At 66.9% G+C, this 21226-nt stretch carries 20 protein-coding genes; 5 read left to right on the forward strand and 15 right to left on the reverse strand.

Annotated elements, in window-relative coordinates; genetic code table 11:
• Positions 1–2: 2 nt before the first annotated feature.
• Positions 3–344, reverse strand: a complete 342-nt coding sequence (locus ACVCL3_RS03695) for a hypothetical protein (protein ID WP_447100477.1) — start codon at positions 342–344, stop codon at positions 3–5.
• A gap of 151 nt (positions 345–495) precedes the next feature.
• Here ACVCL3_RS03695 and ACVCL3_RS03700 point away from each other — a divergent pair, with 151 nt between their 5' ends.
• Positions 496–1419: an MBL fold metallo-hydrolase gene (locus ACVCL3_RS03700; protein WP_447100478.1), complete on the forward strand. Its 924-nt coding sequence runs from the start codon at positions 496–498 to the stop codon at positions 1417–1419.
• Positions 1420–1437: 18 nt separating this feature from the next.
• On the opposite strand, the gene bla is transcribed toward ACVCL3_RS03700, so the two are convergent.
• The 11 genes from bla to cmk form a co-directional block, all read right to left on the reverse strand.
• Positions 1438–2310, reverse strand: a complete 873-nt coding sequence (gene bla / locus ACVCL3_RS03705) for a subclass B3 metallo-beta-lactamase (RefSeq protein ID WP_447100479.1) — start codon at positions 2308–2310, stop codon at positions 1438–1440.
• 92 nt (positions 2311–2402) lie between these two features.
• Positions 2403–2750, reverse strand: coding sequence for a tRNA-binding protein (locus tag ACVCL3_RS03710; RefSeq protein WP_395118170.1), 348 nt, complete (start codon positions 2748–2750; stop codon positions 2403–2405).
• Entirely contained in the window at positions 2747–4036 is a 1290-nt protein-coding gene (locus ACVCL3_RS03715; protein ID WP_447099049.1) for an NAD(P)/FAD-dependent oxidoreductase, read from the reverse strand. Before ACVCL3_RS03715 ends, ACVCL3_RS03710 begins: the two co-directional genes overlap by 4 nt.
• A 78-nt stretch (positions 4037–4114) precedes the next feature.
• Positions 4115–4990 carry a UTP--glucose-1-phosphate uridylyltransferase GalU gene (galU, locus tag ACVCL3_RS03720; protein WP_395118166.1) on the reverse strand — a complete coding sequence of 292 codons (876 nt, stop codon included), beginning with the start codon at positions 4988–4990 and terminating at the stop codon, positions 4115–4117.
• Entirely contained in the window at positions 4987–6885 is a 1899-nt protein-coding gene (locus ACVCL3_RS03725) for a polysaccharide biosynthesis protein (RefSeq protein ID WP_447100480.1), read from the reverse strand. Before ACVCL3_RS03725 ends, galU begins: the two co-directional genes overlap by 4 nt.
• Positions 6872–7897, reverse strand: a complete 1026-nt coding sequence (locus ACVCL3_RS03730; RefSeq protein WP_447101562.1) for an MraY family glycosyltransferase — start codon at positions 7895–7897, stop codon at positions 6872–6874. Before ACVCL3_RS03730 ends, ACVCL3_RS03725 begins: the two co-directional genes overlap by 14 nt.
• A gap of 7 nt (positions 7898–7904) precedes the next feature.
• Positions 7905–9077 (reverse strand): lipopolysaccharide assembly protein LapB, encoded by a 1173-nt coding sequence (gene lapB, locus ACVCL3_RS03735; RefSeq protein ID WP_395118162.1) that lies wholly within the window; start codon positions 9075–9077, stop codon positions 7905–7907.
• Complete coding sequence (locus tag ACVCL3_RS03740) at positions 9074–9322, reverse strand: DUF1049 domain-containing protein (protein ID WP_395118160.1); 249 nt, start codon at positions 9320–9322, stop codon at positions 9074–9076. Before ACVCL3_RS03740 ends, lapB begins: the two co-directional genes overlap by 4 nt.
• Positions 9323–9443: 121 nt before the next feature.
• Positions 9444–9743 (reverse strand): integration host factor subunit beta, encoded by a 300-nt coding sequence (locus ACVCL3_RS03745; RefSeq protein ID WP_395118158.1) that lies wholly within the window; start codon positions 9741–9743, stop codon positions 9444–9446.
• Positions 9744–9815: 72 nt separating this feature from the next.
• Positions 9816–11489 carry a 30S ribosomal protein S1 gene (gene rpsA / locus ACVCL3_RS03750; protein WP_395118156.1) on the reverse strand — a complete coding sequence of 558 codons (1674 nt, stop codon included), beginning with the start codon at positions 11487–11489 and terminating at the stop codon, positions 9816–9818.
• A 176-nt stretch (positions 11490–11665) separates the two neighbouring features.
• The gene (gene cmk, locus ACVCL3_RS03755) at positions 11666–12346 is read right to left on the reverse strand and encodes a (d)CMP kinase (RefSeq protein WP_395118154.1); all 681 of its coding nucleotides are present in this window, start codon (positions 12344–12346) and stop codon (positions 11666–11668) included.
• Positions 12347–12450: 104 nt separating this feature from the next.
• On the opposite strand from cmk, the gene ACVCL3_RS03760 reads away from it, so the two are divergent.
• The 4 genes from ACVCL3_RS03760 to ykgO all read left to right on the forward strand — a co-directional run bounded on the left by ACVCL3_RS03760 (position 12451) and on the right by ykgO (position 16139).
• Complete coding sequence (locus ACVCL3_RS03760; protein WP_395118152.1) at positions 12451–12708, forward strand: acyl-CoA-binding protein; 258 nt, start codon at positions 12451–12453, stop codon at positions 12706–12708.
• A gap of 81 nt (positions 12709–12789) precedes the next feature.
• Positions 12790–14808, forward strand: coding sequence for an oxidoreductase (locus ACVCL3_RS03765; protein WP_447100481.1), 2019 nt, complete (start codon positions 12790–12792; stop codon positions 14806–14808).
• 231 nt (positions 14809–15039) lie between these two features.
• Positions 15040–15951: a LysR substrate-binding domain-containing protein gene (locus ACVCL3_RS03770; protein WP_447099054.1), complete on the forward strand. Its 912-nt coding sequence runs from the start codon at positions 15040–15042 to the stop codon at positions 15949–15951.
• Between the two features lie 62 nt (positions 15952–16013).
• Positions 16014–16139, forward strand: coding sequence for a type B 50S ribosomal protein L36 (gene ykgO, locus ACVCL3_RS03775; RefSeq protein ID WP_007080705.1), 126 nt, complete (start codon positions 16014–16016; stop codon positions 16137–16139).
• 227 nt (positions 16140–16366) lie between these two features.
• On the opposite strand, the gene greA is transcribed toward ykgO, so the two are convergent.
• From greA to carA, 3 genes are read right to left on the reverse strand one after another with little or no spacing between them, the layout of a single operon-like run.
• Entirely contained in the window at positions 16367–16843 is a 477-nt protein-coding gene (gene greA / locus ACVCL3_RS03780; protein WP_395118146.1) for a transcription elongation factor GreA, read from the reverse strand.
• Positions 16840–20067 (reverse strand): carbamoyl-phosphate synthase large subunit, encoded by a 3228-nt coding sequence (carB, locus tag ACVCL3_RS03785; protein WP_447100482.1) that lies wholly within the window; start codon positions 20065–20067, stop codon positions 16840–16842. The genes greA and carB overlap by 4 nt, the downstream gene beginning before the upstream one ends.
• A gap of 1 nt (position 20068) precedes the next feature.
• Positions 20069–21196, reverse strand: a complete 1128-nt coding sequence (gene carA, locus ACVCL3_RS03790; RefSeq protein ID WP_395118141.1) for a glutamine-hydrolyzing carbamoyl-phosphate synthase small subunit — start codon at positions 21194–21196, stop codon at positions 20069–20071.
• Between the last annotated feature and the right edge of the window lie 30 nt (positions 21197–21226).

Consider the following 21226-nt stretch of genomic DNA (forward strand, 5'->3'; position numbering starts at 1 on the left):
ACTCAGGCCAGCAGCAGGCTGAGCAGGGTCAGGAAACCCGCCACCGCGACGCCGGCGTGCACGAACACCACGGCCTTCGGCGCAACCTGCTTGCGCAGATGGAACGAGGCGAGGAAGAAACCGCCCAGCGCGGCCAGTACCAGCAGGGCCAGCGCCGCGGTGAGCCGCGCCGGCGCCGCACCCTGCAGCACCACCAGGATCAGCAGCACCAGGCCGCTGGCGCCCAGCAGCGCGTGCAGCAAGGAAATTGCCCACGGCGCCAGCTTGCCGCGCAGCACGCTGGAAGCCAGCACCAGGCCGCCGATGGCGGCGATCGCAAAAACCAGAATCGCATAGAGCAGCATGTCGTTCCCCCGATTGGCACGTTGATGAAGTGAGCAACATTCGATCCGATGCGGCGGGTTGCCCAAAGGTTCCCGCGCTCGACCATGGTGCAGGTGCCCGCACCGCCGCGGCTTGCTACCCTCGTCGGATCGTCCGGTTCGCGAGGCAGACATGACACCCACCCACGGCATCCACACCATCGACACCGGCTTCGTGCGACCGCGGTTCGATGCGGCCTACCTCATCGTGGAGAACGGCCGCGGCGCCTTCATCGACTGCGGCACCAACTTCGCCGTGCCGCGCATGCTGGCGGCACTGGATGAGGCCGGCATCGCGCCGGCGGACGTCGACTGGCTGATCCTCACCCACGTGCACCTGGACCACGCCGGCGGCGCCGGCGAGCTGATCGCGCAACTGCCGAACGCGAAGCTGGTGGTGCATCCGCGCGGAGCGCGCCACATGATCGACCCCAGTGTGCTGTGGGCCGGCGCCAGCGCGGTGTACGGCGAGTCGGTGATGGAACAGACGTATGGACGCTTGCGGCCGGTGCCTGCCGAGCGCGTGGTCGAGGCGGGGGACGGCCACGTCGTCGACCTTGCCGGACGCACCCTGCGCTGCCTCGATACGCCGGGCCATGCGCGCCACCACATCGCCATCCACGACGCACGCGCCAACGTCTTTTTCACTGGCGACGTGTTCGGCCTCTCCTATCGCGACTTCGACACCGCGAACGGTCCGTTCATCCTGCCCACCACCTCGCCGGTGCAGTTCGATCCGGAGGCGCTGCATGCGTCGATCGACCGGCTGCTCGCGCTGAAACCCGAGGCGATGTACCTCACCCATTACGGCCGGGTGGAGAGCGTCGAGCGCCTGGCCGCCGACCTGCATGCGCAGATCGACGCGATGGTGGCCCTCGCCCGCGCCGCGCACGGCTCGCCCGAGCGGCATGCCGTGCTGGTGGAATCGCTCACCGGGTTCTATGCCGCCCGGGCGGAGGCCCATGGCTGGCAGCAGGGACGCGACGCGCTGCGCCAGTTGCTGGGCATGGACATCGAACTGAACGCGCAGGGGCTGGAGGTGTGGCTGGGGCGCTGAGCGCCCGCCGCTGGCAGCTCACTTTGCGCGTGCGTCGCGCCGCTCTTGTGCCAGCCGCGCCTCGAAACGCGGCTGCGCCGCCGCGGCATAGGCGCGGCAGGCACCGGCGTCGATCAGGGCCGCGGAGTCGTGCTCGCGATCGCGTGCGGCAATCTTCTGCATGAAGCCGCTGGATTCGGGATGCGGGGTGATCAGGATGTCGCACGGCAGCGCGGCGACGGTCGCGAAGGACCGGCGGAAAGCCGCCACGCGTGCCGGGTCGTCGCTGTAGCGGAAGCCGTCGCGGCTGAGCGCGGTGAGGCTGTCGACATAGGCCAGCGCAAGGCAGCGCCCCTGCTCGCACGAGCGCCAGGTCCAGGACGTGCTGCCAGGCGTATGGCCGGGCGTGTAGTGCGCCGTGACCGCGATCGGCCCCACCCGCACTGCCGCGCCATCGGCGACCACTTGCACCGATGCCACCGCCGGATAGCGTGTCGCCATGCCGTACTGCGGATCGTCCGGGTCGTTGCCGCCGGACCGCAGCTCCTTCGCCCCGGCCGCACTGGCCGCCACCGAGGCGCCGCTGTCACGTGCCAAACGCGCGATGCCACCGGCGTGGTCGAAGTGGGCGTGCGAGTTGAGGATCAGCTTCACGTCGCGCAAGCGGAAACCGAGCGCGCGGATGTTCGCCTCGATCTGCGGCGCGTTGCCTTCCAGCGTGCCGTCAATCAGCACATGGCCCTGCGGCGAGGTGATCAGGATCGCGCTCAATCCCTGCGTGCCCACGTACCAGCTGTTGCCATGAATGTGGAAGGGCTTTTGCGGCGCACTCCAGCGCACCTCATCCGCTTGCGCGAAACCCGCCACCGTCAAGGTGACAACAAACCATAACGCGCGGAGAGATGGATTCATGCCGGGGATTCCGTGGGGACGAGGCCGTCATGCTCGCCGACGACGCGGCGCTGGCGCGGGCGCATCGCTGGCAAATTGCGGGCGCGGCTCGCTCAGGCCAGCCGCGTACCGTTCGGCACCGGGCGTTCGACCGCGGTGAGCACCACGCCCTCGTCGGTGGGAAAGCCGGTGAGCAGGAATTGCGAGCGGAACGGGCCGATCTGCTTTTCGGGGAAGTTGATCACGCCCACGACCTGTCGGCCGAGCAGGTCGTCGGCCTGGTACAACGCGGCGATCTGCGCGCTGGTCTTCTTCTCGCCGTAGGGGCCGAAATCCACCCACACTTTCCACGCCGGCTTGCGCGCTTCGGGAAACGGTTCGACCCGGATCACCGTGCCGGCGACGACCAGCACTTTCTCGAAATCGGCCCAGCTGATTTCGGGGCAATTCGCTGCACTCATCCTTCCAGCCTCGTCTTCAGACAATCGCGGCTCTGCTGCCACCAGTAGCTGGCTTGCGCCGCCAGATAACCGAACGGACGGTGCGTGCTGCCCAGGCCATAGTCGGCAAAACGTTTCCAGCCATCGTCGCCCTCGGCGATCGCCGCCGCCAGCAGTTCACCGGCCGCGCAGGTCGGGGCCAGGCCGTGGCCGCCGAACGCCTGCGCCCACCACAGGCCGTCGCCGCTGCCGCCGATCTGCGGCATCTGGTGCCGTGCGTAGCTCATCAGGCCCGACCAGGCGTGCTCGATCCGCACGCCGGCCAGTTGCGGGAACACCCGCAGCAGGTCCCGCGTCAGCAGGCGCTGCACGCCGCGCGGCGAGCGGTTGAGCACCGAGATGCGCCCACCCCACAGCAGTCGCGTATCCGGCAGCGCGCGGTAATAGTCGAACGCGAAGCGGCTGTCGTAGATCGCCGCGCGGGTGTGCAGGCACTCGTCCAGTCGATCGCCGAGCGGTTCGGTCACCATGACGTAGGTGGCGATCGGCAGGATCGCCCGGTCGATCGGCTTCTGCAGGCCGGCCAGGTAGCCGCCGCAGGCCAGCACGACCTCATCGGCCAGCAGCTCACCTTGCGCCGTGCGCAGGCGCCACTGCCGGCCTTCGCGCGCGAGGCGGCGCACGCCGCTGTGCTCGTGGATGCGCACACCCTGCCCGGCCGCCGCCGCGGCCAAGCCGATCGCGTAGTTGAGCGGGTGCAGGTGCAGCGCATCACGCTCGTACAGGCCGTCGTGATAACGCTCGCTGCGGATGCGTGCGCGCAACTCCGCTTCGGGCAACCACTGCCAGTTCACGTCGTAGTGTTCGGCCAGCAGTTGCTGGCGCCGGCGCAGCACCGCGGGGTCACGGAACCAGTTGGCCCAGATCACGCCTTCGTCGACCGCGTCGCAGGGGATGGCGTAGTCGGCGACACGTCGTCGGATGCGCCCGACCGCCGCGATGGTCAGCTGGAACAGGGCCTGCGCACGCGCTTCGCCCAACTGGTCGAGCAGCGCCTGCTCGCCCAGCGAATAGCCGGCGAAGACGAAACCGCCATTGCGACCGGAGGCGCCGAACCCGACCTGCTCACGTTCCAGCAGGACCACGTCGCGCACGCCGCGCTCGGCCAGGCCCAGCGCGGTGTTCAAGCCGGCAAAGCCGCCGCCGATCACGGCAACACGTGCGTGCGTGCTGCCCTGAAGCGGCTCCCAGGCCGGGTACGGCGTGGCAGTGGCGCGGTAGTAGGACGTGGGCGAGGGGGATTTCATGCTGCAGCGACAGGCGGCACCAGTGTCCGTGACCGGGCAAGCATATCCTTCATGCCAGGACGTCGTGGCAGCCGTGGTTCAAAGCTGGCCGAGGAACTCTCGCACAGTGAGCGCGAGTTTCGGGTCCTGCATCGCCATGTGCATGGTGGCGCGCACCAGGCCGGCCTTGTTGCCGCAATCGAAACGGGTGCCTTCGAAGCGGTAGGCCAGCACCTTGCCCTGCTCTTTCAGCAGCGCGTCGATCGCGTCAGTAAGCTGGATCTCGCCGCCGGCACCGGGCGTGGTCTGCTCCAGCAGCTGGAAGATGCGGCCAGGCAACACGTAGCGGCCGACCACGGCCAGGTTCGACGGTGCGTTGGCCGGCTTGGGCTTCTCGACCATGTGGCGGATCAGGGCGCTGCGATCGTCGACCGGTGTGGCATCGACGATGCCGTACTTGTCAGTGTCGGTGTGCGGCACTTCCTCCACCGCGATCACGCCGGCCTGCTGCGCCTCGGCGAGCTCCGCCATCTGCCGCAGCGCGCCCTTGCCGGCGCCGTTCCAGATCAGGTCGTCAGGCAGGATCACGCCGAACGGCTCGTCGCCGACCACCGGCTTGGCGCACAGCACGGCATGGCCCAGGCCGAGCGCCTCGGGCTGGGTCACGAAGATCGCCCGCACGTGCCGCGGCAAGGTGCCTTGCACCAGCGCCAGCAGCTCGGCCTTGCCCTTCTCGTGCAGCTTCGATTCCAGCTCGTAGGCCTTGTCGAAGTAGTCGGCGATCGCGTGCTTGTAGCGGTTGGTGACGAACACCAGGGTGTCGGCACCTGCATCCACCGCTTCGTCGACGGCGTACTGGATCAGCGGCTTGTCGAGCACCGGCAGCATTTCCTTGGCGACCACCTTGGTCGCCGGCAGGAAGCGCGTGCCGAGTCCGGCTACGGGAAACACCACTTTGCGCAGGGGCTTGCTCACTCATTGATCTCCGGGTTGGCACGGCGGATCGACACCACGTTGTCAGGCTGCGCCGCTTCGCTCCAGCGGAACGAGGGCAACAGGCTGGACACGCAGCGGCGAAGTTCTTCCTCATTGAAAATGTCGGCCGCCTCGGCGGCCTTGTGCAGCAGGGCCTGCAGCAACTCCCACGACACCTCGCGATGCTGCGCCAGGAAAATCTTGGCATGCGTGGTGGCGCTGTAGTTCTCCAGCGGATGGAACAGCTCCTCGAACAGTTTCTCGCCCGCGCGCAGGCCGGTGTAGACGATCGGGATCTCGCTGCCCGGCTTCTTGCCGGCGAGGCGGATCATCTGCTCGGCCAGGTCGCGGATCTTCACCGGCTCGCCCATGTCGAGCGCGAAGATCTCGCCGCCCTTGCCAATGCTGGCGGTCTGCAGGATCAGCTGGCAGGCCTCGGGAATGGTCATGAAGTAGCGCGAGATTTCCGGGTGCGTCACGGTGACCGGGCCGCCGTCGCGGATCTGCCGGCGGAACAGCGGCACCACCGAGCCGGCCGAATCCAGCACGTTGCCGAAACGCACGGTCATGAAGCGGGTATCGGTCTGCGCGTCGAGGTTCTGGCAGTAGATTTCCGCCACGCGCTTGCAGGCACCCATCACGCTGGTGGGGTTGACCGCCTTGTCGGTGGAGATCAGCACGAAACACGCCACCCCGACCGAACAGGCCGCGTCGGCCACCGTGCGGGTACCCAGCGCGTTGTTGCAGAACGCGGCGCGCAGCTGGCCTTGCAGCATCGGCACGTGCTTGTACGCCGCGGCGTGGAATACCACCTGCGGCTGCGCCTCCGCAAACACCTTGCGCATCGCCACCTGGTCGCAGCAATTGGCCAGGATGCCGTCGAGGATCAGCTCCGGGAAATGGTTGCGCAGCTCCTGGGTGATCCGGTAGAGGTTGTACTCGCTCACCTCCACCACGGTCAGCGCCTGTGCACCGAGCCGCGCCACCTGCCGGCACAGTTCCGAGCCGATCGAACCACCACCACCGGTGATCAGCACGCGCCGCCCGCTCAGGGTCTCGCGGATCGCGGTCCAGTCCAGTTCCACCGTGTCGCGGCCGAGCAAATCCTCGATCGCCACCTCCTTGATCTGGTTCAGCTGGGCACGGCCCGCCACGATGTCCTCGATGCGCGGCACCGTGCGGTAGGGCAGATCGGTGCTGTCGCACAGGGCCACCACGCGCCGCATCTCGGCCGTCGTGGCCCCGGGCATGGCGATCAGCAGCATGTCGGCGGCCGCGCTGCGCACCAGCTCGGGCAGCTCGTCGAGCCGGCCCAGCACCGGGCGACCGTTGATGCTGGCGCCACGCAGGCTGGGCGTGTCGTCGACAAAGCCGACCACCGCATAGCGGTTGTCGCGGCGAAGATCGCGCGACAGCACTTCGCCGGCGCGGTCGGCGCCCACGATCAGCACCCGTTTGGCGTCGCTCCCCTTGAACAGATCGGCGCGGCTGTCCTTCCAGTAGCGATAGGCCAGCCGGGGACCGCCCAGCGACACGGCGAGCAGCCCCGGATACAACACGAACACCGAGCGCGGTACGCCCAGCAGGCGGTCATACAGAAACAGGCACAGTCCGATCGCCAGCGTGCCGATGACCGCGGCACGCACGATGTTCACCAGATCCGGCAGGCTGGCGAAGCGCCAGACGCTCTTGTACAGCCCGGTCCAGCGGAAGATCAGCCCCTGCACCAGCAGCACAATCGGGAACTCGAGCAGCTGGAAACCGAACACCTCGTCCGGGCGCAGCGTGTAGCGCAGCCACTTGGCGATCCACCAGGCCAGCGCCGCCATCAGCAGATCGTGGACGACGACCGCTACCCGCGGGTGAATGAAGCCGACAAGCTTACGCAGTGACATGGAGGCCCTTGCTCGGGTGGCGCCGCACCAGGCGACGTTTCAGATACAACCACATGATCGCTGCCCCTGCATAAACGACCATGGTAATCGCCAAGGCGGCGTGCAGATGACTCCAGGCCAACCAGGTCATCGGGGCCGCTACCAGCAGGTTCCAGCCAAGGTAGGCCGCATCCACCGATGCATGGCTGCCGGCGCGGCGCGCCAGCCATTGATACAGGTGTTCACGGTGGGCGCTGTACCAGCGACGCCCACGCCACACCCGCGTCAACAGGGTCAGGCTGGCATCCACCACGAACGCCGACGACAGGATCAACGCCGGCCACAGCCACGCCGGATTCGCCCGCCACAGCATCGCACTGAATGCGAACACCAGCAGGCCCACGCTGCCGCTGCCCACGTCCCCCAGGAAGATCCGCGCCGGCGGCCAGTTGAACCACCCGAACGCCAGCGCCGACGCCGCCAGACAGGCCGCGGCCAGCGCCAGCGCAGGCAGGTTCGCTGCCCACGCCAGCACGGCCAGGCCGCCGCCCACGAAAGCCGCCTGCTGCGCCAGCAAACCGTCGATGCCATCCATGAAGTTGTGCAGGTTGATGCTCCACGCGCCGCCGACCAGCAACAACGGCAACCACCACCAAGCCGGCGACCAGGCCTGCAGCCCGACGCACAGCAAGGCGCAGGCAACCAATTGCACGGCCAGTCGCGGCCAGGCCGGAAGCGGATGATGGTCGTCCCACCAGCCCGCCAGCGCCACCAGCAGCAAGGCCACGCAGGACAACCCGAGCAGCCCGGGCGCGGGAACCGCCGCGTGCAGGCTCCAGGCGACGCCGGGCAGGCACACCAGCATGGCGACGACGATGCCGATGCCGCCGCCGCGCGGGGTCGGCACCTGATGCGAGCGGCGTTGTCCGGGCAGGTCGAGCATGCCGCGCCGATGCGCGTAACCGACCGCGGCGCGTACCAGCAGTGCGGTAACCAGGAAGGCTGCCAGCAACCATCCGATGGTCATCAGCATGGCCATGTCACTCGCCGGCCACCCCGTGGATCGGCCGGATCGTGCTCCAGCTCTTGCAACTGGGGCACTGCCAGTGGTGCGCCTTGGCCCCGAACCCGCAACGGTTGCAGCGGTACATCGCCTGCCCTTCGAGCAGCTTGCGGGTGAGATCGCGCAGGATCAGGAAATTCTCGCGCGCCTCGCCTTCGATCTTGTCCATCGTGGCGTCGAGCAGGGTCATCAGCCCGCGCACCGACGGCCGCTGGCGCAACTGCGCGGTGAGAAAGTCGACCGCCACGCGCTCGCCGTCGCGCTGGCGATACAGGTTGGTCAGCGCCAGGATCGGCGAAACGCCGTGATAGCGCGCCATCAGGGTGCGCAGGAAGGTCTCGGCGCGGTCCATCTGCCGCACGCGGGCATAGCTGTTGAGCAGCGGCGGCAGGATGTCGGGAGTGAAGGCGCTGTCGGCCCTGATCGCCGCCTCCAGCGCGTCGATGGCCTCGGCATGCTGCCCGTCCTCGGCATGCAGGCGTCCGGTGAGCATGAAGGCGCGCACGCAATCGGGCTGGCATTCGAACGCCTGGCGCAGGTATTCCCGCGCCTCGGCACGGGCGCCATGCTGACGCGCGCGCTCGGCGAGCTCACAGTAGAACTGGGCGATCATCGGCGCCTCGTCGTCGCCGGTCATCACCTCCAGCCGCCGCGCGTGCTCGATCGCCTTGTGCCAGTCGCGCTCGTGCTGGTAGATCGAGATCAGATGGCGCAGCGCCGAGGGCGCGTGCGAGTTCATCGCCACCAGGTCGGCGAACAAGGCCTCGGCACGATCGAGCAGGCCCGAGCGCATGTAGTCCTCGCCGAGCTCCAGCAGGGCCACGGTCTTCATTGCGTCGGACAGGCCCGGTCGCGAGACCAGGTGCTGGTGCAGCCGGATCGCCCGATCCACCTCGCCGCGACGGCGAAACAGGTTGCCCAGGGCGAGGTGCGTCTCCACCGTGTCGCGGTTGTATTCGGCGAGTTTCAGGAAGACTTCGATGGCCTTGTCCTGCTCCTCGTTGAGCAGGTAGTTCAGGCCGCGGAAATAATCCGACGACAAGGTGCTGACGTCGACGCCGGCCCGCCGCGCAACCACCAGGCGCGAAGCCCACCAACCCAGCACAAAGGCGACGGGGAGCAGTGCGGCCAGCACATACAGGGGATTCATGGCTTGGCCGGCGGCTTCCTGTCCGCGCCCGTAGTGCGTCGCGAACGCCGTGGCCGCACACCGAGCCACGCGGTCACCCCGCCCAGCAACCAGCCCACCACCAGGGCGCCCAGCAACGCGGCTCCCTTGGGCAACTGCAGTTGGGCAAAGCCGAAGTCGTAGCCGACCATTTCTGCATTCAGCGCGCCCAGCACGATGCCGGCGGCGACGAAAATGGCCAGAATGATGAGGGCAAGCAATCGCATGCTCGAACTTTACCCGATTGGCGCAGTCGGGCACAGGCGCTGCCGCCGCCAGCCGTCCTGCAGGCAAAAAGAAGGCAGGACCGGCTCGCGCCGCCTGCCTCGCATTCTCCGGTCGATGGACTCAACCGGCACTGTTCTCCAGATCAAGATTGACGCGCTCGCGCAATTCCTTGCCCGGCTTGAAATGGGGAACGTGCTTGCCTGGCAGGGCCACGGCTTCGCCGGTCTTGGGGTTGCGCCCCATCCGCGGCGGCCGGTAGTGCAACGCAAAGCTGCCGAAGCCGCGCACCTCGATGCGTTCGCCCTGGGCCAGCGCCAGGCTCATCTGTTCGATGACGCTCTTGACGGCCATCTCGACGTCGGCGAACGCGAGGTGGGTCTGGCGCCTGGCCAGCGCTTCGATCAATTCGGATTTGGTCATGGGCCCCAATGTCCGTGACGTGAAACAGCGGGGCGGCGACGTGCCGCCCCGCGTCGTGCCTGCAACGAGAGATCAGTCGGCCTTGTTGAACTGTTCCTTCAACAACGCGCCGAGCTTGGTCGTGCCACTGGCGGCCGAAGAGTAGTCGACCGCGGCTTCGGGGGCGTCTTCCTCGTCCTTGGCGCGAATCGAGAGCGCCAGCTGGCGACCCTTGCGATCCATGCCGGTGAACTTGGCCTCGACCTTGTCGCCCACCTTCAGGTGCTGGGTAGCGTCGTCGATGCGCTCCTTGGCGATGTCGTTGGCGCGCAGGTAACCCTCCACGCCCTCGCCCAGGTCGATCACGGCACCCTTGGCGTCGACTTCCTTGACCGTGCCGTTGACGATCGTGCCACGCGGGTTGGCCGCCATGAACTGGCCGAACGGATCCTGCTCCATCTGCTTGATCCCGAGGCTGATGCGCTCGCGCTCCGGGTCGACGGCCAGCACCACCGCCTCGATCTCCTCGCCCTTCTTGAAGTCGCGCACGAGGTCTTCGCCGGACACCTGCCAGGAGATGTCGGACAGATGCACCAGGCCGTCGATGCCGCCTTCCAGGCCGATGAACACGCCGAAATCGGTGATCGACTTGATCTGACCCGACACCTTGTCGCCCTTCTTGTGCATGGCGGCGAAGGCTTCCCACGGGTTCGAGCGGGTCTGCTTGATACCCAGCGAAATGCGGCGACGCTCTTCATCCACGTCCAGCACGGTCACTTCGGTCTCGTCGCCGACCTGCACCACCTTGGCCGGGTTGACGTTCTTGTTGGTCCAGTCCATCTCGGACACGTGCACCAGGCCTTCCACGCCCGGCTCGATCTCGACGAAGCAGCCGTAATCGGTGACGTTGGAGACCTTGCCGAAGATGCGGCTGCCGACCGGATAGCGACGCGAGATGTTCACCCACGGGTCGTCGCCCAGCTGCTTCAGGCCCAGCGACACGCGGTTGCGCTCCTTGTCGTACTTCAGCACGCGCACGTCGAGCTCGTCGCCGACGTTGACCACCTCGGACGGATGGCGCACGCGCTTCCACGCCATGTCGGTGATGTGCAGCAGGCCGTCGATGCCGCCCAGGTCCACGAACGCGCCGTAATCGGTGAGGTTCTTCACCACACCCTTGACGACGGCGCCTTCCACCAGGCGTTCCAGCAGCTTCTCGCGCTCCTCGGAGAACTCGGTCTCGACGACGGCGCGGCGGCTGACCACCACGTTGTTGCGCTTGCGATCCAGCTTGATGATCTTGAACTCGAGTTCCTTGCCCTCGAGGTAGGTCGGCTCGCGCACCGGGCGCACGTCGACCAGCGAACCGGGCAGGAACGCGCGGACATCCTTGATGTCGACGGTGAAACCGCCCTTGACCTTGCCGGAAATCATGCCGACGATGGTCTCTTCCTTGTCGAACGCCTGCTCCAGGTCGTCCCACACCATCGAGCGCTTGGCCTTCTCGCGCGACAGCTTGGTCTCGCCGAAACCGTCTTCCAGGGCTTCGAGGGCTACCTTCACCTCGTCGCCAACCTGCACCTCCAGCACACCTTCCTCGTTCTTGAACTGCTCGATCGGGACGATGCCTTCGCTCTTCAGGCCTGCATTGATCACGACGACGTCGTTGCGGATTTCCACGACGATGCCGGTGACGATGGCGCCGGGCTTCAGCTTGGAGATGGCCTGCTGGCTCTGTTCAAACAGTTCGGCAAAACTTTCAGTCATGTTGATTCCATAGTGGGAAAAGACCTTGGGTCCGCTGCGCTGGGTTGGTTGTTGCGCACGAACTTCCCGGTCCACCGGTTGGGGGTGGCCGCGACGGCCCTGCGGGGCCGAACGTTGTCACCGTGGTTCAAAACCCCCTGCCGCGGCAGGGGCACAAAAGCCGCCGCGCAATCCGCTCAGGACTGCACGACGGCAAGTACTTTCGCCACGACCTCGTCGATGGCCATGCCGGTGGTGTCCACCAGCACCGCATCATCGGCGGGCTTGAGTGGCGCGACCGCACGCGATGCATCGCGGCTGTCACGCGCCTCAATTTCGCGCTGAAGGCCGGCAAGTGTAACGCTGAGCCCCTTTTCCTTCAACTGCTTATAGCGTCTTTTCGCCCGCTCGGCGGCGCTCGCGGTGAGGAAAACCTTGAACGCGGCATCCGGGAAGATCACCGTGCCCATGTCGCGCCCGTCCGCCACCAGCCCGGGCGCCTTGCGAAAGCCCAACTGCAGCGCCACCAGGGCCTCGCGCACGCTGGGCATGGAGGCGATCGCCGACGCCGCGGCACCGGCCGTTTCCGTGCGCAACTCGTCGGTGGCATCGTGCCCGTTGACGATCACCCGCGCCCCGCCTCCCGTCTCGGCGGCGCGAAACTGGATCTTCGTCGTCTGGGCGCAACGGGCCATCGCATCGGCATCGGACAGGTCCAGCCCGGCCATGCCGGCGGCGTAGCCCACCGCGCGATACAACGCCCCGGAATCCAGCAGGCGCCAGCCCAGCCGCTCTGCCACCAGCGCACTGATCGTGCCCTTGCCCGACCCGGACGGCCCGTCGATGGCAAGCACGGGAACGGCGGCGGCATGGCTCATCGAAGCATCCTGGCGGCGTGGAGAGCGCGCAGTCTAACGCGTTGACCCACTTCCGAACGCGTGCTATCCATCCCGTTTCCCGCCCGCCGCAGGTCCATTGCCCCATGAACGATCTGCGTCGAGAGTTCGAGCAAGCTGCCGAAGATGTCAAAGGCCTGGCCAAACGGCCGGACAACGACACCCTGCTCAAGCTCTACGCCCTGTACAAGCAGGGCACCGAGGGGGACCTCAAGCGGACCCAGCCGGGCTTTTTCGATTTCGTGGGCACTGCCAAGCACGAAGCCTGGGCGCAGTTGAATGGCGTTCCTGTCGAGGAAGCCATGCGCCGCTACATCGCCCTGGTGCAGCAACTGCTGGCCTGACAGCTCCGTCTCCCGCCCCGCTTGCTTTTGCAGGCCCATTGCCGGCACATTCATACGATCGTTTGAAGCCGCGTGGATCGCATGAACTATCCTAAGCTGTTCGCCCCGCTGGATCTGGGCCACGTCACTTTGCCCAACCGCATCCTGATGGGTTCGATGCACACCGGGCTGGAAGATCGCGCCCGCGACTACGACAAACTGGCCGCCTATTTCGCCGAACGCGCCCGCGGCGGCGTGGGACTGATGGTCACCGGCGGCATCTCGCCCAGCATCGAGGGCTGGCTGAAGCCCTTCGGCGGTCGGCTCACGATGCCCTGGCACAAGCCGCGCCACCGCAAGCTCACCACCGCCGTCCATGCCGAAGGCGGCCGCATCTGCATGCAGATCCTGCACGCCGGGCGCTACGGCTATCACCCGCTGTCCGTGGCGCCGTCGCGGATCAAGTCGCCGATCACGCCCTTCACGCCGCGCGCGCTGTCGCCACGCGGCGTCGAGCGCACCATCGGCGACTTCGTCCGCTGCGCGCAACTGGCCCGGGAAGCGGGCTACGACGGCGTCGAGGTGATGGGATCGGAGGGTTACCTGATCAACGAATTCATCGCCGCGCGCACCAACCGGCGCGACGATGCATGGGGCGGCGATGCGCAGCGACGCATGCGCTTTCCGGTGGAGGTCGTGCGGCGCACACGCGAGGCCGTCGGCCGCGACTTCATCATCATCTATCGCCTGTCGATGCTGGACCTGGTCGACGACGGCCAGAACTGGGACGAGATCGCGGCCCTGGCCAAGGCCGTCGAGACCGCCGGCGCCAGCATCATCAACACCGGCATCGGCTGGCATGAGGCGCGCGTGCCGACCATCGTCACCAGCGTGCCCCGCGCCGGTTTCGCCTGGGTCACGCGCCGTCTGATGGGCGAGGTCTCGATCCCGCTGGTGGCCACCAATCGCATCAACATGCCGGAGGTGGCCGAACGCATCCTTGCCGATGGCGACGCCGACATGGTCTCGATGGCGCGCCCGCTGCTGGCCGACCCGGCGTGGGTGAACAAGGCCAGGGCCGGCCGCAGCGAGCGCATCAACACCTGCATCGCGTGCAACCAGGCCTGCCTGGACCACGTGTTCCAGAACAAGCGCGCCAGCTGTCTGGTCAACCCGCGCGCCTGCCACGAAACAGAGTTGAAGATCGAGCCGACCCGTGTGCCCAAGCGCATCGCGGTGATCGGCGCCGGCCCCGCCGGCATGGCTTGCGCCAGCACGCTGGGCGAGCGCGGCCACCAGGTGACCCTGATCGACCGCGCCGACGAGATCGGCGGGCAGTTCAACGTCGCCAAGCGGATCCCGGGCAAGGAAGAGTTCCACGAAACCCTGCGCTACTTCGTCCACCAGCTGCGCGATACCGGCGTCGAGCTGCGTCTGGGCGAGAACGCCGACGTTGCCATGCTGCGCGATGGCGGCTACGACGAGGTGGTCGTTGCCACCGGCGTCACCCCGCGCCAGGTCGATTTCCCCGGCAGCGACGACCCGCGCGTGCTGGGCTATCTCGACGTGCTGGCGCGGGACCGACCCGTGGGCGCAAGAGTGGCCATCATCGGCGCTGGCGGGATCGGGTTCGACGTGGCCGAGTTTCTCGTCGAACGCGCGCCCTCGCCCACCACCGACGTCGCCCGCTGGACGCGCGAATGGGGCGTGGACATGGCGCTGCACGCTCGCAGCGGCCTGCTGGACGCGCGACCGGAGGCGCCAGCGCGACAGGTCTGGCTGCTGCAGCGCAGCGAAGGACGCCCCGGCGCCCGACTCAACAAGACCACCGGCTGGGTGCATCGCGCCACCTTGAAGGCCAAGCAGGTGACCATGCTGGGCAAGGTCGGCTACGAGCGCTTCGACGACCGCGGATTGCACATCACGCTCGACGGCAAGCCGCAGGTCCTGCCGGTCGACAACGTGGTCGTCTGCGCCGGCCAGGAGCCAGATCGTCGACTGGCCGATGCCCTCATCGCCGCGGGCATGAGCGTGCACGTGATCGGCGGGGCCGACGTGGCCGCGGAGCTCGATGCCAAACGCGCCATCGCGCAGGGCACGGCGCTGGCGGCGCGACTCTGAACGGGTCGCGACGACGCCAGCGCGGCACCGCAAAAGAAAGCGCCCCGCATGGTGCGACGCATCGACATGGGTTCAGGGGGGGAGTTGAACCAGATGTCGTATTCAGCGTCGCTGCGGGGCGAGGGCCACCGCCACTGGGGGAGGGGATAGTGGGGCGACGCGGTGATTTTATGATCGACCGAATAAAGTATCCAATATATATTTACGCTCGTTTTTATTCGACTTTGCTATATGTTTGATTTCCGCCAGTTGCGCTATTTCGTGGCCGTCGCCGAGGAGCTGAGCTTCACGCGGGCCGCCTTGCGCCTGCATCTTTCGCAGCCGCCCCTGTCGCAGCAGATCAAGTCACTGGAGCAGGATCTGGGCGTGCGCCTGCTGGAGCGGAGCAAACGCCACGTCTCGCTGACGGAACCGGGCCGGGTATTTCTCGAACAGGCCAGGCACCTCCTTGCCAAGGCAGACGAGGCGCGCAGCCAGGTCGTCGCCGCTGCCGCCGGCCACAGCGGCCACCTGCGCCTGGCCTACACCGTGTCGGCATCGTTCCACCCGGCACTGCCGCGAATCCTGCTCCGTTACGGACAAGTGGCGCCCAAGGTGGGACTGAAACTCGACGAGATGTACACCGAGCCGCAATTCGCCGCGCTGCTGGGCGGCGAGATCGACGCCGGCTTCGTCCGTGGCGAGCCGGCGCACCTGCAGGACGCGCGCAACCTGAGACTCAGCGTGATCGACCGCGAGCCGCTGTTGCTTGCCATGCCGGCGGGGCACCGGCTGGCCGGACGCAGCAGCGTCGACCTTGCCGAGGTTGCCAGTGATGCCTTCGTGTCGCAGCCACGTGCGCTCGCCGCGACGCTGTATGACCGCCTGGTGACGCTGGCGCAACACGCCGGGTTCCAGCCCGCCATCGTCCAGCACGCCCAGCAGATCAACGGCTTGCTGGCGCTGGTCGCCGCCGGATTGGGACTGGCGCTGGTGCCGTCCAGCCTGCGGACGGTGCGGCTGCCCGGTGTTGCCTATGTGCCGCTGGAGGACCCGAACGCCTTTCTGCTGCTGGCCGTGGCCTGCCGGGCCAACGACCCCTCACCGGCGCTGCAACAGTTCCTGGCCACCGTCACGGAAGTGGCTGTCGCGCCAGGCTTGTGAGCTGCCGCGAGCCTCGTTATACTTGCGAGCTTGAGTTTTTCATTTGGTGTCAGGAGCCTGCCGTGAAGGTGCTTAATTCTCTGAAGTCCGCCAAGGCGCGGCACCGCGATTGCAAGATCGTGCGTCGTCGCGGCAAGGTGTTCGTGATCTGCAAGAGCAACCCCCGTTTCAAGGCTCGCCAGCGCTGAGTCGTCGCGCACGTGCCGGCAGAAAAGGCCGCTCATGCGGCTTTTTTTGTGCGCGTGTGGAATCGGGCCTGCGAGGTGCTTCACGACGGCTGAAGGGGCGGTCATGCGAAAGCCGTCGTGATCCCGGGCGGACCGCAAGATGGATTCCGCCTTCGCGCGAATGACGAGAGCAGGCCGGCACGCGACCATCCCCGCCCTTGGCGTCGAGGCTGAGTCTTTCCAACCCCTCAGTCGTAGTGGACGTCGATGATTTCGTAGTGTTTGACGCCGTTGGGCGCGGTGAACTCGAAGCTGTCGCCGGCGCTCTTGCCGATCAGGGCGCGGGCGATCGGCGAGGAGACGGCAATCAGGTTCTGCTTGATGTCCGCCTCCAGGTCGCCGACGATCTGGTAGGTCACCGGGGTGCCGCTGTCCTCATCCTCCAGGTCGACGGTCGCGCCGAAGACCACCCGCTTGCCCGCATTGAGCCGCGACACGTCGATGACTTCGGCGGTCGACAGCAACCCTTCGAGCTGGGCGATGCGCCCCTCGGTGAAGCTCTGCAGTTCGCGCGCGGCGTGGTACTCGGCGTTCTCCTTGAGATCGCCGTGCGCCCTAGCCTCCGCGATGGCCGCGATGATGCGCGGGCGCTCGATGGATTTCAGCCGTTCCAGTTCCGCGCGCAGGCGTTCGGAACCGGTTTTGGTGATCGGGGCACGACTCATGCGCTCAGCTCCTGATGCAGTTCCTGCAGGCTGTGGACCTCACCACCGCCACGGAAATCCAGCGAGTGCACCAGCGCGCGGGCACCAGCCACCGTGGTCGAGTAGGTGACGCGGTGCTGCAGCGCCTCGCGGCGGATCGAGAAGGAATCGGCGATCGCCTGTTTCCCCTCGGTGGTGTTGACGATGTAGACGATTTCGCCGTTCTTGATCGCGTCGACGATGTGCGGCCGGCCTTCCATCACCTTGTTGATGCGCTCGCACTTTACGCCATGCGCGGTCAGGTAGCTGGCGGTGCCGGCGGTCGCCACCAGGCTGAACCCGCGCGCGATGACTTCGGCGGCCACCGGCAACAGCAGCTCCTTGTCGCCGTCACGCACCGACAGGAACACCTTGCCCAACGACGGCGGCCGGATGCTCGCGGCCTCGTGGCCACGCGCGAACGCCGCGCCGAAGCTGCGCCCGACGCCCATGACCTCGCCGGTGGAGCGCATCTCCGGTCCCAGGATGGGATCGACGTTCTGGAACTTCAGGAACGGGAAGATCGCCTCCTTCACCGAGAAGTACGACGGGATCACTTCGCGCGTCGCGTTCATGCTCTCCAGCGAACGCCCGGCCATCACGCGCGCGGCAATCTTGGCCAGCGGCACGCCGGTAGCCTTGGACACGAACGGCACCGTGCGCGAGGCGCGCGGGTTCACTTCCAGGATGTAGACCGTCTCGCCCTGGATCGCGAACTGGGTGTTCATCAGGCCGACGACCTTCAGCTCCTTCGCCATCGCGCTGACCTGGCGGCGCAGCTCGTCCTGGATATCGGCGCTCAGCGAATACGGCGGCAGCGAGCAGGACGAATCGCCCGAATGCACGCCCGCCTCCTCGATGTGCTCCATGATGCCGCCGATCAGCACGGTGCCAGCGGCATCGGCGATCACGTCCACGTCGACTTCGACCGCGTGGTCGAGGAAGCGGTCCAGCAACACCGGCGAATCGTTCGACACTTTCACCGCGTCGCGGATGTAGCGCGACAGGTCGGCGTCGTCGTGCACGACTTCCATCGCGCGGCCACCAAGCACGTAGCTCGGGCGCACCACCAGCGGGTAGCCGATCTCGCGGGCCAGCGCCAGCGCCTCGTCGGCGTTGCGCGCGGTGCGGTTCGGCGGCTGCTTCAGCCCGATCTTCTCGATCATCTGCTGGAAGCGCTCGCGATCCTCGGCCAGGTCGATCGAGTCGGGGCTGGTGCCGATGATCGGCACGCCGGCCGCTTCCAGCGCACGCGCCAGCTTCAGCGGGGTCTGCCCGCCGTACTGCACGATCACGCCCTTGGGCTTTTCGAGGTGGACGATTTCCAGCACGTCTTCCAGGGTCACCGGCTCGAAATACAGCCGGTCGGAAGTGTCGTAGTCGGTCGACACGGTTTCCGGATTGCAGTTGACCATGATGGTTTCATAGCCGTCCTCGCGCAGCGCGAGCGACGCATGCACGCAGCAATAGTCGAACTCGATGCCCTGCCCGATGCGGTTCGGGCCGCCGCCGAGGACGATGATCTTGTCGCGATCGGTGGGCAGCGCCTCGCACTCTTCCTCGTAGGTCGAGTACATGTAGGCGGTGCCGGTGACAAACTCGGCGGCACAGGAATCCACCCGCTTGTACACCGGACGCACGCCCAGAGTGTGGCGCAGGTGGCGCACCGAGGCCTCGTCGGTACCGAGCAGCTCGGCGATGCGTGCGTCGGCGAAGCCGAGTCGCTTGAGTTCACGCAGACGCGGGGCGTCGAGCGCGGTAATGCCTTGCCGGGTGATCTCCGTCTCGGCCAGCACGATGTCCTCGAACGCGGCGAGGAACCAGGGATCGACCCGGCTTAGCTCGAACACCTCCTCCAGCGACAGGCCGGCGCGGAACGCATCGGCCAGGTGGAACACGCGATCGGGACGCGGCTCGCGCAGCTCCCGCTTGAGCACCGCCAGACCGTCGTCGGTGCCGATGTCCAGGCCGGTGGGATTGAGGCCGGTCTTGCCGATTTCCAGCCCGCGCAAGGCTTTCTGCAGCGACTCCTGGAAGGTACGGCCGATCGCCATCACCTCGCCGACGGATTTCATCTGCGTGGTCAGGCGCGCATCGGCCGCGGGAAACTTCTCGAAGGCGAAACGCGGGATCTTGGTAACCACGTAGTCGATCGACGGCTCGAACGAGGCCGGGGTCCGACCGCCGGTGATGTCGTTCTTCAATTCGTCCAGCGTGTAGCCCACCGCCAGCTTGGCGGCGACCTTGGCGATCGGGAAGCCGGTGGCCTTCGACGCCAGCGCCGAGGAGCGCGACACGCGCGGATTCATCTCGATCACCACCACGCGACCGTCGTCGGGGTTGATGCCGAACTGCACGTTGGAGCCGCCGGTATCCACGCCGATCTTGCGCAGCACCGCGATGGAGGCATCGCGCAGGCGCTGGTATTCCTTGTCGGTGAGCGTCTGCGCCGGTGCCACGGTGATCGAGTCGCCGGTGTGCACGCCCATCGGATCGAGGTTCTCGATGGCGCAGATGATGATGCAGTTGTCCGCGGTGTCGCGGACCACTTCCATCTCGAACTCCTTCCATCCCAGCACGGATTCGTCGATCAGCACCTCGTGGGTGGGCGACATGTCGAGGCCACGCTTGACGATGGTCTCGAACTCTTCCTTGTTGTAGGCGATGCCGCCGCCGGTGCCGCCCAGCGTGAAGCTGGGCCGGATGATCACCGGGAAACCGAGTCGGGCCTGGATCTCCACTGCATGCTCGAAGTTCTTGGCCACGTCCGACTTGGGGCTGTCCAGCCCGATCTCGGTCATCGCCCGCTTGAACAGCTCGCGGTCCTCGGCCATGCGGATCGCTTCGCGCCGGGCGCCGATCAGCTCGACGTCGTACTTCTCCAGCACGCCGTGGTCGGCAAGGTCCAGCGCGCAATTGAGCGCGGTCTGCCCACCCATCGTCGGCAGCACCGCATCCGGGCGCTCCTTGGCGATGATGCGTTCCACCGTCTGCCAGTTGATCGGCTCGATGTACACCGCGTCGGCGGTGTCCGGATCGGTCATGATCGTGGCGGGATTGGAGTTGACCAGGATGACGCGGAAGCCTTCTTCCTTCAGCGCCTTGCAGGCCTGCGCGCCGGAGTAGTCGAACTCGCAGGCCTGGCCGATCACGATCGGGCCGGCGCCGATGATAAGCACGCTCTTGATGTCATTGCGCTTGGGCATCTCAGCGAGCCTCCTGCATCAGCTTGGCGAAACGTTGGAACAGATAGCCCATGTCATGCGGTCCCGGGCTGGCCTCGGGATGGCCCTGGAAACAGAAGGCCGGGCGATCTGTCAGCGCGAAACCCTGCAGCGAACCGTCGAACAGCGAGCGGTGGGTCAGCCGTACATGGGCCGGCAGACTGGCCGGATCGACCGCGAAACCGTGGTTCTGCGAGGTGATCAGCACGCGGCCGTCGTCCAGATCCTTCACCGGATGGTTGGCGCCGTGGTGGCCGTATTTCATCTTCAGCGTGCGTCCGCCCAACGCCAGCCCCATCAGTTGATGGCCCAGGCAGATGCCGAACAGCGGAATCTTCGCGTCGAGGAAGACGCGCGTCGCCTCGATCGCGTAATCGCACGCAGCGGGATCGCCCGGGCCGTTGGAAAGGAACACGCCATGGGGCTGCATCGCCAGCACCTCCGCGGCGGGAGTCTGCGGCGGCACCACGGTAATGTCGCAACCCTGCTCGGCCAGCAGGCGCAGGATGTTGAGCTTGGTGCCGAAGTCGTAGGCCACCACCTTGAACTGCATGGCCGGCTGGTTGAACGCCGTGCGATCGAGGTCATAGCAGCCCTGATTCCATCTGTAGGGCTTGCCGGTGCCCACGACCTTGGCCAAGTCCATTCCGGCGAGGCCGGAGAAGCCGCGCGCCTTGGCCAGGGCATCTTCCGCGTCGACCTGCGCGCCCGCCACGATGCAACCGGCCAGCGCGCCCTTCTCGCGCAGTATGCGGGTCAGCCGGCGCGTGTCGATCCCGGCGATGGCCACCGTGCCGTGGTCGGCGAGGTAGTCGGGCAAGCTGCGAGTGGAGCGCCAGTTGCTGGCACGCCGCGGCACGTCGCGCACGATCAGGCCGGCGGCATGCACGAGATTCGACTCCACATCCACCTCGTTGACACCAGTGTTGCCGACGTGCGGGTAGGTCAGCGTGACGATCTGGCGCGCGTAGGAGGGATCGGTGAGGATCTCCTGATAACCGGTCATGGCGGTATTGAAGACCACTTCGCCGACCGTTTCGCCAACGGCGCCGATGGCGTGGCCATGAAAAATGCTGCCGTCTTCGAGGGCCAGCAGGGCAGGATGCGACATAACAAGGACCGCCTTTTTGATGCAGCAAAG

The sequence above is a fragment of the Rhodanobacter sp. UC4437_H4 genome, from assembly GCF_052978425.1.

Excerpts from the sequence above, each read along its gene's own strand:
- ACVCL3_RS03695 (WP_447100477.1), bottom strand. The coding sequence starts at position 344 with ATGCTGCTCTATGCGATTCTGGTTTTTGCGATCGCCGCCATCGGCGGC.
- ACVCL3_RS03700 (WP_447100478.1), top strand. The coding sequence starts at position 496 with ATGACACCCACCCACGGCATCCACACCATCGACACCGGCTTCGTGCGA.
- bla (WP_447100479.1), bottom strand. The coding sequence starts at position 2,310 with ATGAATCCATCTCTCCGCGCGTTATGGTTTGTTGTCACCTTGACGGTG.
- ACVCL3_RS03710 (WP_395118170.1), bottom strand. The coding sequence starts at position 2,750 with ATGAGTGCAGCGAATTGCCCCGAAATCAGCTGGGCCGATTTCGAGAAA.
- ACVCL3_RS03715 (WP_447099049.1), bottom strand. The coding sequence starts at position 4,036 with ATGAAATCCCCCTCGCCCACGTCCTACTACCGCGCCACTGCCACGCCG.
- ACVCL3_RS03725 (WP_447100480.1), bottom strand. The coding sequence starts at position 6,885 with ATGTCACTGCGTAAGCTTGTCGGCTTCATTCACCCGCGGGTAGCGGTC.
- ACVCL3_RS03730 (WP_447101562.1), bottom strand. The coding sequence starts at position 7,897 with ATGCTGATGACCATCGGATGGTTGCTGGCAGCCTTCCTGGTTACCGCA.
- lapB (WP_395118162.1), bottom strand. The coding sequence starts at position 9,077 with ATGAATCCCCTGTATGTGCTGGCCGCACTGCTCCCCGTCGCCTTTGTG.
- ACVCL3_RS03740 (WP_395118160.1), bottom strand. The coding sequence starts at position 9,322 with ATGCGATTGCTTGCCCTCATCATTCTGGCCATTTTCGTCGCCGCCGGC.
- ACVCL3_RS03745 (WP_395118158.1), bottom strand. The coding sequence starts at position 9,743 with ATGACCAAATCCGAATTGATCGAAGCGCTGGCCAGGCGCCAGACCCAC.
- rpsA (WP_395118156.1), bottom strand. The coding sequence starts at position 11,489 with ATGACTGAAAGTTTTGCCGAACTGTTTGAACAGAGCCAGCAGGCCATC.
- cmk (WP_395118154.1), bottom strand. The coding sequence starts at position 12,346 with ATGAGCCATGCCGCCGCCGTTCCCGTGCTTGCCATCGACGGGCCGTCC.
- ACVCL3_RS03760 (WP_395118152.1), top strand. The coding sequence starts at position 12,451 with ATGAACGATCTGCGTCGAGAGTTCGAGCAAGCTGCCGAAGATGTCAAA.
- ACVCL3_RS03765 (WP_447100481.1), top strand. The coding sequence starts at position 12,790 with ATGAACTATCCTAAGCTGTTCGCCCCGCTGGATCTGGGCCACGTCACT.
- ACVCL3_RS03770 (WP_447099054.1), top strand. The coding sequence starts at position 15,040 with ATGTTTGATTTCCGCCAGTTGCGCTATTTCGTGGCCGTCGCCGAGGAG.
- greA (WP_395118146.1), bottom strand. The coding sequence starts at position 16,843 with ATGAGTCGTGCCCCGATCACCAAAACCGGTTCCGAACGCCTGCGCGCG.
- carB (WP_447100482.1), bottom strand. The coding sequence starts at position 20,067 with ATGCCCAAGCGCAATGACATCAAGAGCGTGCTTATCATCGGCGCCGGC.
- carA (WP_395118141.1), bottom strand. The coding sequence starts at position 21,196 with ATGTCGCATCCTGCCCTGCTGGCCCTCGAAGACGGCAGCATTTTTCAT.